Annotated in this window: 7 protein-coding genes; 4 read left to right on the top strand and 3 right to left on the bottom strand. The window is 68.4% G+C overall.

What is annotated here, in order from left to right; genetic code table 11:
- Window position 1: 1 nt before the first annotated feature.
- Window positions 2-1,369: an MFS transporter gene (locus Q1J95_RS00630; protein ID WP_300265048.1), complete on the bottom strand. Its 1,368-nt coding sequence runs from the start codon at window positions 1,367-1,369 to the stop codon at window positions 2-4.
- 167 nt (window positions 1,370-1,536) lie between these two features.
- Here Q1J95_RS00630 and Q1J95_RS00625 point away from each other — a divergent pair, with 167 nt between their 5' ends.
- The 4 genes from Q1J95_RS00625 to Q1J95_RS00610 are packed head-to-tail and all read left to right on the top strand — an operon-like array spanning window position 1,537 to window position 6,848.
- Window positions 1,537-2,865, top strand: coding sequence for an MFS transporter (locus Q1J95_RS00625; RefSeq protein ID WP_300265046.1), 1,329 nt, complete (start codon window positions 1,537-1,539; stop codon window positions 2,863-2,865).
- The gene (locus Q1J95_RS00620; RefSeq protein WP_300265043.1) at window positions 2,862-4,124 is read left to right on the top strand and encodes a CoA transferase; all 1,263 of its coding nucleotides are present in this window, start codon (window positions 2,862-2,864) and stop codon (window positions 4,122-4,124) included. The genes Q1J95_RS00625 and Q1J95_RS00620 overlap by 4 nt, the downstream gene beginning before the upstream one ends.
- Entirely contained in the window at window positions 4,124-4,900 is a 777-nt protein-coding gene (locus tag Q1J95_RS00615; RefSeq protein WP_300265040.1) for an enoyl-CoA hydratase/isomerase family protein, read from the top strand. Before Q1J95_RS00620 ends, Q1J95_RS00615 begins: the two co-directional genes overlap by 1 nt.
- A 49-nt stretch (window positions 4,901-4,949) precedes the next feature.
- The gene (locus tag Q1J95_RS00610; RefSeq protein ID WP_300265038.1) at window positions 4,950-6,848 is read left to right on the top strand and encodes a helix-turn-helix domain-containing protein; all 1,899 of its coding nucleotides are present in this window, start codon (window positions 4,950-4,952) and stop codon (window positions 6,846-6,848) included.
- A 38-nt stretch (window positions 6,849-6,886) separates the two neighbouring features.
- Here the strand turns inward: Q1J95_RS00610 and Q1J95_RS00605 are convergent, their stop codons facing one another.
- A complete protein-coding gene (locus Q1J95_RS00605) occupies window positions 6,887-8,326 on the bottom strand; it encodes an aldehyde dehydrogenase family protein (RefSeq protein WP_300265035.1) in 1,440 nt (479 codons plus the stop codon).
- Window positions 8,323-11,190, bottom strand: coding sequence for an FAD-binding and (Fe-S)-binding domain-containing protein (locus Q1J95_RS00600; RefSeq protein WP_300265032.1), 2,868 nt, complete (start codon window positions 11,188-11,190; stop codon window positions 8,323-8,325). The genes Q1J95_RS00605 and Q1J95_RS00600 overlap by 4 nt, the downstream gene beginning before the upstream one ends.
- Window positions 11,191-11,199 lie beyond the last annotated feature (9 nt).

Genomic DNA, 11,199 nt, shown 5'->3' with positions numbered 1-11,199 from the left:
CTCACGCGGTCGGGACGGACGCTTTCCGAATCCCGATGAACGACACCGCACCGCCGAGAGCCATGAGTGCGGCCGTCACGACGGCAGCGCTGTGGAATCCGTCGAGGTCGAGCACGCCGCCGACGATGGTCGACAGCATGGCGACGACGATGAGGCCGGCGACGCGTGAGATCGCGTTGTTCACGGCGGATGCGATGCCTGAACGACTCTCGTCTATCGAGCCCAGCACGGCCGAGGTCAGCGGTGCGACCGTGAGCGAGAGCCCGAGCCCCATCAGCACCATGGCCGGCAGCACCTGCCACCAGTAGCTGAAATCTGCCGAGACCGTGAGCAGCAGGAGCGACCCGCCGGCCATCAGCAGGGGACCTGTCGTCATGAAGACACGTGGCCCGAAGCGGCCGGCCCACGCTCCGGCGCGCGAGCTGAGCAGGATCATCAGGATCGTGATCGGCAGGCTCGCCAGCCCGGCCATGGTGGCGCTGAGCCCTGCGCCCTCTTGCAGGTACACGCCGATGACGAAGCCGTTGAGCGAGAGTGCGGCGTAGATGAACAGCGTCGCGAGGTTTCCCCACGCGAAGTTGCGTGACCGAAACAGCGGCAACGGCATGAGCGGCGCTGGCGACGAGCGCTGGCGCACGAGAAACCCAACGAAGAGCACGACGCCGATGACGCCGGGTAGCCAGATAGCCGGCGATGCCCAGCCGAGGTTGGGCTGCTCGATCAGCGCGAACACCGCGCCGCCGAGGCCGAGTGCGCACAGCATCCCGCTGACCCAGTCGATGCGTGCGCCGGGCGGATGCTCCGGCAGCTGCAATCGCGAGAGGAGAACCAGCGCGACACCGATCGGGAGCACATTGATGAGAAAGACGAAGCGCCACGACAGCAGGTCGACGAACGCTCCGCCCAAGAGGGGACCGGCGATCTGCGCGCCCGTCGTGAAGGCGGTCCACACGCCGATGGCGCGCGATTGCAGCTCGCCGCGAATCGTCGCCATGATCAGCGCCAGCGAGCTGGGCACGAGGAGCGCTCCTGCTGCGCCCTGTAGTGCCCGCGCGATGATGAGCGTGATCGGCTCGGGCGCGGCGGCGACCGCGATCGAGGCGATGCCGAAGGCGATGAGCCCGATGCGCATGATCCTGACGCGCCCGTAGGCGTCAGAGACCGACCCGGCAAGGAGGATCAACGCGCTCAGGGTGATGAGGTAGGCATCGACCACCCACTGCTGCGTCGTGATGCCGCCGCCGAGCTCGTTCTCGATCGCCGGCAGTGCCACCGTGACGACCGTGCCATCGAGGAACGTGACGAACGACGCCAGAACGGCGATCGTGATGACGAGCCGCTGCAGCGGCGTGAGCGATGGCACGTGCATCAGACTACGCCCGCCTGATGGCCGCGGCGCTACGAGATGTTTCTGGTCTAGAGCAACCTGGCTTTGTATCCAATATGTGCCTGGAGGACATGGTTGGCCGCGCACGTGCGTGCCACGATCGATGAAGCGCCGTCAACCCGACATCCGATGGCGCGGAACGGAACGATATGAGCACGCCAGCACAACCAGGCATCCGCACGATCGTCGCGTCGAGCGTGATCGGCACGACGGTCGAATGGTTCGACTTCTTCGCGTACTCGACCGCGGCGGCGCTCATCCTCAATGCGCTCTTCTTCCCCGAGTTCGATCCGCTCGTCGGCACGATCCTCGCGTTCGGCGGCATCGCGGTCGGCTACTTCGGCCGCCCTCTCGGTTCGATCGTGTTCGGGCACTTCGGCGACCGGATCGGGCGCAAGAAGATGCTCGTCATCTCCCTGGTCACGATGGGCGCGGCGACCTTCGCGATCGGACTGCTGCCCACCTACGCCGCGATCGGCGTCGCCGCACCGCTGCTGCTCATGCTGCTGCGCCTGGTGCAGGGCTTCGCCCTCGGCGGCGAGTGGGGCGGTGCGGTGCTGCTCGTCGTCGAGCACGCCGAGCCGAAGCGCCGTGCCTTCCTCGGCAGCTTCCCGCAGGTCGGCCTCGCTCTCGGGCTGACCCTGTCGACGCTCATCTTCATTCCTCTGGTCGCGCTGCCACGCGACGCGTTCGAGACCTGGGGGTGGCGCATCCCGTTCCTCATCAGCGCCGCACTCGTGCTCGTCGGACTGTTCATCCGGCTGCGCATCAGTGAGACGCCCGAGTTCGAGGCGATGCGCAACGAGGGCAAAGAGGTGCGCGTGCCGCTGTGGGAGACGCTGAAGACCCACCTCGGTCAGGTATTGCTCGCGGCCCTGAGCTTCGCTGTCATCGGCGCCGTCTTCTACATGCTCTTCACCTTCAGCCTCACCTACGGCACCGAGTTCATCGGGCACACCGAGTCACAGATGCTGGCGATCGCGACCGTGTGCTCGCTGCTCTCGCTGATCGGGCTCCCGCTGGCGGGCTGGCTCGCCGACCGGCACGGCGTCGCACGCGTGTTCATCATCGGCACCGTGATCTCGATCGTGCTCGCATTCCCCGCCTTCTGGCTCATCGACACCGGCAGTCTCGCTGCCGCCTATGTCGCCTACATCGCTACGACCGTCGGCTTCTGCGCCACCTACGGCACCATGGGCGTGCTGTACGCCCAGGCGTTCGACGTGCGCATCCGCTACACCGGGATGTCGCTCGCGCTGGGCATCGGCACCATCGTCGGCAGCGCGTTCGTGCCGATGATCTACCTCGAGCTGCTGAACATCTTCGAGCAGTCCTGGTCGATCGCCCTGTACATGGTCCTCGCTGGCATCGTCACGCTCGTCTCGGCAACCCTCCTGCAGCGACTGAACCGGCGCCGCGCCGCGCAGGGGGAGTCAACCCTCGGCGCCGCGAACGTCGCGGAAGGAGTCGCACGATGATCGACGACGAGACGCGCACCTGGTTCAACGGCCTGGGCCGCTTCGACGCCGCCCCCGGGTCGCTCGCCGGAATCGTCGTGGTCGATGTGACCCGCGTGGTGGCGGGGCCGTACTGCTCGATGATCCTCGCCGACCTCGGCGCGACGGTCATCAAGATCGAACATCCCGACGACCCGGACTACACGCGAACGTTCCCGCCCATGCTCGAGCGTGAAGACGGTGACCCGTTCAGCGGATTCTTCGCCCAGTACAACCGCAACAAGCTCGGGGTGACGCTCAACATGCGCCACCCGGAGGGAAAGCGCGCTCTGGAGCGTCTCGTCGAGAAAGCGGATGTGCTGGTCGAGAACTTCCGCCCTGGCACGATGGAGCGTCTCGGCCTCGGTCCCGATCAGCTGCGTGAGATCAACCCCCGCCTCGTCTATGCCGCCCTCAGTGGCTACGGCCAGACGGGCCCGTACCGCAGCAAGCCCGCTTATGACAACAGCGCGCAGGCAACCGGCGGTCTGTGGTCGATGAACGGCCCGGCCGGTGGCCCCCCGAACCGCGTCGGCACCATCATCGGTGACCTCGGTGCGAGCCTGTACGGGGTGATCGGTGTGCTCGCGGCGCTGCGCCATGCCGAGCACACCGGCGTTGGGCAGCTGGTCGACATCTCGCAGCAAGACTCGGTGCTCACCCTCACCGAGAATGCGGTCGTCTCCTATACGACGCAGCAGGTGGTTCCGGAGCCCTTGGGCAACCAGCATCCGTTCGTCCGTCCCTATGAGCTGTTCGCCTGCAAAGACGGATTCGTCTTCTTCGGCGGTTACACCGACAAGTTCTGGAAGATCTCATGCGAGATCTTCGGGGAACCCGGCGACGGCGACCACCCCGAGCTGCAGACCATGGGTCAGCGCTTCCGCGAAGATGTTTACCAGAGCCGGGTCAAGCCCATGGTCGAGCGCTGGTTCGCTAACCGCACCAAAGCCGAGCTGGAAGAGATCGCCGGTGACCTCGTTCCGCTGAGCGCGGTGAAGGACATCGGCGAAGTCGTGCACGATCCGCAGATCGCCGACCGCGACATGGTCGTCGACGTCGACTACGACGGCTACGGAGCGCTGAGCACCTTCGGCTCGCCCGTCAAGCTCGACCGCACGCCGCCGCGGGCGCGTGGGATGGCGCCGAACAAGGGCGAGCACACCGACCGGGTGCTGCGCGACTTCGTCGGTCTCACCCAGGATGAGCTCGACGAGCTGCGCTCGGCGGGGACGATCTGATGGGGCAGGTCACCCTCGCTCGCGACGGCGCGCTCGCCGTCATCACGATCGATCGCCCCGACAAGCTCAACGCCCTCACGCTGTCGATGTACGACCAGCTGGGCGAGGCCTTCGCCGAGGTGCGCGATGACGAGCGGGTCGGCGTCGCGATTCTGACCGGAGCCGGCGACCGTGCGTTCTGCGTCGGCGCCGACCTCGGCGAATCGATTCCCGCGCTCAGCGAGGGGCGCTTCGACATCAGCGAGTGGGATGCCGCGCATCAGAAGCACTCCCAGCTGGAGAAGCCCGTGATCGCGGCGATCAACGGGCACTGCATGGGCGGCGGTTTCGAGATCATGCTCTCGACCGACATCCGCGTCGCCTCGTCGTCGGCGACGTTCGCCCTGCCCGAGACCGGCGTGGGCGTCGTGCCAGCCGGGGGAACGCTCGTGCGACTGATCCGGCAGATCCCGTACGCGTTCGCCATGGACCTCATGCTGCGCGGCGATCGGATCGACGCCGCGACCGCCGAGCGCTACGGGCTCGTCAACCGGGTGGTGCCGCCGGAAGCGGTCTTCGACACTGCCCGCACCCTCGCAGAAGAGCTCCTGACGAAGAGTCGCACAGCCATGGCGATTGTCAAGCGCGCCGTGCGCGAACTCGCAGACCTGCCAGAGACCGATGCCTTCCGACGCGAGGCAGGGCTCGGCCAGCTGGCGTTCGACAGCGACGACGCCCGCGAGGGACTGGCCGCCTTCGCCGAGCGCAGGCCGGCCGCATTCCCCTCGGCCTCTTAGACTGATGTCGCCGCCTGGCTCTGTCGCCGGGCGGGGAACGGAAGAGGTCGTGAGCGTGGCAGATCCGGGCCGAGACTACGACGCGGCGGCGTTCGCGCGCGAGCTGCTGGCCGCCGCCCGCGCCGAGCCGGGAGCACCGGATGCCGGCCTCGGCGACCTGCTTGCCGAATCGGGCATCGACGCCGCGCAGGCGCGGGAGGTCGTGGCATCCGCTCGGGAATCCCAGCTGTCGAACGCTCGCCTGCGCCGGCGCACCGCCGAGCTGGAGGCGCTGTTCTCAACGGCCCGCGAACTCGTCCGTCTGCAGGACGTCGACGAGGTGCTCGACCGGCTCGTCGAACGCGCCCACCAGCTGATGGGCACCGACGTCACCTATCTCTCTGAGGTCGAGAACGATGCGGGCGATCTGCGCGTACGGCACTCGGTGGGCACGGTCACGCCGGAGTTCCGCGACCTGGTGGTGCCGGCCGGGTTCGGGCTGGCGAGCAAGGTCGCGGGCACGCGGGAGGCTTCGTGGGTGCCGAGCTATCAGTCGATGCGCGAGGCGCCGCACGACCAGCACATCGACGACGCAGTCGAGGCGGAGGGGCTCGTGTCGTTCCTCGGCGTTCCGCTCGCTATCGGCGATCAGGTGCTGGGTGCCCTGTTCGCCTGCAACCGATTCCGTTACGACTACACACCTGACGAGGTACTGCTGCTGTCGGCGTTCGCCGATCACGCCGCAGCGGTGCTGCACACCGCGCAGGTGCTCGCCGAGCGAACGGCGGCGATCGAGCGCGCCGAACAGGCATATCGCGAGCTGCATGAGCACTTGGCGGCGACCGAGATGGCCAGTGGCGTGCACGAAGAGCTCACCACCGCCGTGATGTCTGGAGCGACGGTCGTCGACCTCATCGGCACGGTCGCGAATCGGCTGGGACGACGGGTCTGGGCGCTCGATGGCTCGGGCCGCGCGCTGGAGGGCGACGAGGGGTTGCCCCGGCGTCGGACGCTGACGGATGCCGCGGCACGCAGCCGAGCGACCGGATATGCCGAGACGATCGAAGAGGGCGGACGCAGCTGGCTGGTGATCGCCATCCCCGGAGCCGACCGAGACAGCGGCACCATCGTCGCCGAAGCCGACGACGACGACGTGGGCCGTCGCACGCTGGAGCGCGCCGCGCATGCCGCCGCGCTCGTGTCGTTCAAGCGCGATGCCGTCGAGGCGATCAGAGCTGAGCGGGATGCGCGATGGCTGATGGAGGTCATCGAGCACGGCACCTCAGACGCCGAGCTGCCCCAGGCCATGCGCGAGGGAGAGGCGACCGCGTGCGCCGTGCTCGACATCCGCGGCGGGGAGTCCATCGCTGCGACGGCCACCGCGTCGCAGGTCGTCGCCGAGCGCGGAGTTGTGGCCGCGCAGGATCACCACCTGATCATCGTGTGGGCGACGCCCGGGGCGCTCGCCGAGACCGAGCGAGTACGTGCCGTGCTGGCCGAGCGGCTCGACGCCCCGCATCTTCCTGCAGTCGTGCGCACGGGCGTGACCGAGCTGTCGGAAGTGGGCGCTGCCGTGCGCCGCGCGATCGGAGACCTGGCACTGCTGAGCCCGCTCGGCATCGAGGGTGTCACGGTGTCCTCCGACGCGCTGGTGCCGTATCACGCGCTGGCCTCGTCTGATCCGGGAGCCGCAGTGCGATTCGTCATGGAACTGCTCGGGCCCGTGCTGGAGTGGGACGAGCGCCGCGGCACCGTGCTCTTCGACACCCTCGCGTGCTACGTCGAAGTCGGCCAGAGCCGGCAGCGAGTGGCCGCGCGGTTGCGCGTGCACAAGAACACGGTGCAACAGCGGTTGCAACGCATCCAAGATCTCATCACGGGGGACTGGCACGATCCCGAGTATCGGTTCCGGTTGGAAGCAGCGGTGCGCCTGGAACGGCTGCGCCGCGCCGCGCGCTCCTCGGCGTGAGGCATCCTGCGCTTTCGGCATCCGAAACAGGAAAGACGTCAGGGCCGTACGTAGGCCGTCTTGGTCTGCGTGAAGAAGTCGCGCGCGTGCGTGCCCTGCTCACGCGGGCCGAAGCTCGACCCCTTGCGTCCGCCGAACGCGACGTGCGGGTCGACACCGGCGGTGGGCAGGTTCACCATGACCATGCCGGTGTCGCTGCGTGACTGGAAGTCCTCCGACGCGCGCAGTGACGTCGTGCAGATGCCGGCGACGAGCCCGAACTCGGTGTCGCCTGCAACGGTGACCGCCTCGTCGTAGTCGCCGACGCGGATGACGGATGCCACGGGGCCGAAGACCTCTTCGCGGCTGACCTGGTCGTCGTTCCGCGCACCCGTGATGAGCGCGGGGGTGAGAAAGTTTCCCGGGGTCGTGCGTTCGACCACCTCGCCGCCGTGCACCTCGCTGTGCGTGGCCTCGCGTGCGATGCCGAGGTAGCGGAGGTCTGTCTCAAGTTGGCGCTCGTCCACCACGGGGCCGATGTCCGTGGCGTCATCGAGCGCGTGGCCGACCCGCAGCTCGCTCATGCGTGCCAGCATTCGCTCGACGAAACGATCGTGAATCGCGTCTTCGACGATCAGGCGACTGGATGCGGTGCACCGCTGTCCGGTCGAGAAGAAGGCGCCGTTGATCGCGCACTCGACGGCGATATCGAGCTCAGCGTCGGCAAGCACGATGAGCGGGTTCTTGCCGCCCATCTCCAGCTGAACCTCGGCCAGGCGGGCAACGGCCGTCTGCGCGACGCGTCGGCCGACCGGCTCGGAGCCGGTGAACGTCACGGCGGCGATGCCGGGGTGCGCGGCGATCGCATCGCCGATGACGGCGCCCGATCCGGTGACGAGGTTGAAGACGCCGGGCGGGAACCCGGCCTCGTGAATGATGCGGGTCAGCGCGACGGCGCTCGCCGGGACGAGCTCGGCGGGCTTGAGCACGACCGTGTTGCCGTAGGCCAGGGCCGGCGCGGCCTTCCATGCCGGAATGGCGATGGGGAAGTTCCACGGTGCGATGATGCCCACCACGCCCAGGGGCTCACGCGCCAGGTTCACCGTGACGCCCTCGCGAGTCGACGCCTGCCGCTCGCCGACCACGCGCAGCGCCTCGCCGCTGAAGAAGCGGAAGATGTGCGCTGCGCGCATCACCTCGCCCTTCGCCTCGGGCAGGGTCTTCCCCTCTTCACGGGCGAGCAGCCGGGCCAGGTCGTCGGCCTGTGCCGTGATGCCGGCGGCGACGGCTTCGAGCAGATCGGCACGTCGCTGTGGTGAGGTGCGCGACCACGGGCCGAAGGCGCCCGATGCCGCATCCACGGCGTCATCGACGGCTGAGCGCTCGGCCCGGCCGAAGAGACCGATGACGTCGCGATGATCGGAGGGGTTGATGTTCTCGCGGTGCTCGGCGACGTCATGCCACGCGCCGTCGAGGTAGATGCCGGTTGCAGATGTCATGGGCGATCCTTCGTTCGGGGCGCGTGAGCGCCGGAGATGAGCTGGGCGAGATGGATGCCGGGTGTATCGGCGAGCTGATCGGCCTGCGTGCGGCAGGAGAAGCCGTCGGCGAGAAACACCGTCCGTTCGGTCTTGTCGCGCAGCGCCGGAAGCAGCGCGTTCTCTGCGACGGCGACCGAGACGTCGTAGTGACCGCGCTCCATGCCGAAGTTGCCGGCCAGGCCGCAGCAACCGGCGAGTTCGGTGACTGTGGCGCCCATTCGTTCGAGCAGTTCCGCATCGGCCGTGAAACCCATCACCGCGTGCTGGTGGCAGTGCGGCTGCACCAGGACCTCGGTGCCGCCCAGCGTGGGCGGCTGCCAGTCGGCATCGGGGCGCACCGGCGTGCGCCCGGTGAGAACCTCGGCCAGGGTGAAGGTGCTCTGGGCGACATCGCGCGCCCGAGGATCGTTCGGGAGGATCTCGAGCAGATCGGAGCGCAGCACCGCTGTGCACGAGGGCTCGAGCCCGACGATCGGCACGCCGGCGGCGACAGCGGGATGGAAGGCATCGACCAGCGCAGACAGTCGCCGCCGGGCCCCGGTGAGCTGGCCGGTCGAGATCCAGGTCAGGCCGCAGCACTGCGCTGTTTCGGGAAGCACGGCGGTGATTCCGGCATCCGCCAGCACGTCGATCGCCGCGGTGGGAATCTCTGGGCTGAAGCTGTCGGAGAAGGAATCCGTCCACAGCAGCACGCGCTTCTCGGTCGGCGGTCTGCGCCGCAGACGACGCTGAGAGGCCCGGAAGCTTCGGCGAGCGAAAGCCGGAATCGATCGGCGCGTGTCCATGCCGCCCGCCCAGAGCGCGAGGCGGCTGACACCGGGCACCTTCAGCACAGCGTTCACCAGCGGTGCGAACGGCGACGCGAGCCTCGCCCAGCGCGGTAGCCAGCCGAGAACATAGTGCGTGATCGGGCGGAGCCGGCCGCGGTATCGGCGATGCAGCGACTCGGATTTGTAGGCGGCCATGTCGACCCCGGCGGGGCAGTCGCTTGCGCACGCCTTGCATGACAGGCACAGATCGAGTGCGTCGTGAACCTCTTCCGATGCCCAGCCGTCTTCCACGACACCGCCATTGAGCATCTCCTGCAGCACGCGGGCGCGACCGCGTGTGGAGTCCTTCTCATCGGTGGTGGCCTGGTACGACGGGCACATGAAGCCGCCCGCGGCGGTGTTGTCGGCGCGGCATTTGCCGATGCCGACGCAACGGTGCACGGCCTGTGTGAAGTCACCGCCGTCGTGGGCGAAGGCCATGCCGTCGGCGCGCAGCAGCGGCAGGGCCTGCGGACGGCGCAGATCGGCGTCGACGGATGCGGGGTGCACGATCACGCCCGGGTTGAAAAGGTCGTCGGGGTCGAACAGGCGCTTGAAGCCTTCGAACGCTTCGATCGCGGCGGGGGAGTACATCAGCGGCAGCAGCTCGCTGCGAGCTCGCCCGTCGCCGTGCTCGCCCGAGAGCGATCCGCCGTGGCCGGCGACGAGCCGTGCGGCATCCGTCATGAAGGCGCGCAGCGCCGATCCGTCTTTCTCCAGCGGAATGTCGAGGCGCACATGGATGCATCCGTCGCCGAAGTGCCCGTAGGGCATGCCGGATAGGCCGTGCTGATCGAAGAGCTCATCCATGTCGCGCAGGTATGAGCCGAGCCGTTCGGGTGGCACGGCGGCGTCTTCGAAGCCGGGCCACGCCTGCTTTCCGGCGGCTGTGCGGCCAGCGAGGCCGACGCCGTCCTCTCGGATGCGCCAGACCGGCCGCGCCTGCACCGGATCGGCGATCGTGCGGTGGCTGATCGCAGCAGAACCGGCGATCAGGCGCGTGGCGCGTGCGGCGGCGTCGCGGGCATCCTCTCCCGAGACCTCGACGAGCAGCCAGCCGGCGCCGTCGGGCAGCGACGACACGGCACCGGCTCCCTTGGCGTCACGCACGGCATTGACCAGGCGCGCGTCGAGCCCTTCGATCGAATCGGGGCGATGCCCGAGAAGATTCGGCACGTCGTCTGCCGCGGCGATCATGCTCGGGTAGCCGAGCACGACGAGCACCGGCGCCGTGGCCTTGGCGACCAGGCGCACCGTGGCGCCCAGCACGACCGCGCATGTGCCTTCGGTACCCACGAGCGCCTTCGCCAGCGAGCGACCGTTCTCAGGCAGAAGGTGCTCGAGCGAATAGCCCGAGACCTGTCGGCCGAAGCGGCCGAGCTCGGTGCGGATGGTCGCCATATGCGATGACACGAAGGCATCCATGCCGGAAATAGAATGAAAGCCGGATGCCGCGTCGAAACGACGACCTCTCGCGTCGATCACATCGAGGTCGATGACGTTGTCGACCGTGCGGCCGTAGGCGAGCGAGTGCGATCCGCATGCGTTGTTGCCGATCATCCCGCCGATCGTGCAGCGGGTCCAGGTCGAGGGGTCGGGGCCGAATCGCAGCCCGTGCGGGGCCGCGGCATCCTGCAGTCTCGCCATCACGACGCCGGGCTGCACGCGCGCCGACTGGGCGGACGGATCGATCTCGTCGATCGTCGACAGGTGCCGGGAGAAGTCCATCACGATGCCCGTGCCGATGGCGTTGCCGGCAACGGAAGTGCCCGCACCGCGGGAGGTGAGCGGTGTGCCCGTCTCGCGCGCCGTGTCGACGACGGCCAGCGCATCATCGACGTCGCGGGGAAAGACGACGACCGTCGGTGGCACGCGGTAGTTCGAGGCGTCGCTGGAGTATTCGGCGCGGCGCCGCGTGCCGTCGTCGACCTCGCCGCCGACCACGCGTCGCAGCGCCGCGACGACATCGGCGGTGTCGGCCGCGGGTGGCGGGCCCTGCTCAACCAGTGACATGAGTAGCAT

It is taken from the genome of Microbacterium sp. (assembly GCF_029263575.1).
Lineage (GTDB): Bacteria > Actinomycetota > Actinomycetes > Actinomycetales > Microbacteriaceae > Microbacterium.
Note: the sequence above shows the minus strand (reverse complement) of the source record. Positions and strands in the feature narration are given on the sequence as shown.

Coding starts and splice junctions, on each gene's coding strand:
- Q1J95_RS00625 (WP_300265046.1), top strand. CDS start 1,537: ATGAGCACGCCAGCACAACCAGGCATCCGCACGATCGTCGCGTCGAGC.
- Q1J95_RS00615 (WP_300265040.1), top strand. CDS start 4,124: ATGGGGCAGGTCACCCTCGCTCGCGACGGCGCGCTCGCCGTCATCACG.
- Q1J95_RS00630 (WP_300265048.1), bottom strand. CDS start 1,369: ATGCACGTGCCATCGCTCACGCCGCTGCAGCGGCTCGTCATCACGATC.
- Q1J95_RS00600 (WP_300265032.1), bottom strand. CDS start 11,190: ATGTCACTGGTTGAGCAGGGCCCGCCACCCGCGGCCGACACCGCCGAT.
- Q1J95_RS00620 (WP_300265043.1), top strand. CDS start 2,862: ATGATCGACGACGAGACGCGCACCTGGTTCAACGGCCTGGGCCGCTTC.
- Q1J95_RS00605 (WP_300265035.1), bottom strand. CDS start 8,326: ATGACATCTGCAACCGGCATCTACCTCGACGGCGCGTGGCATGACGTC.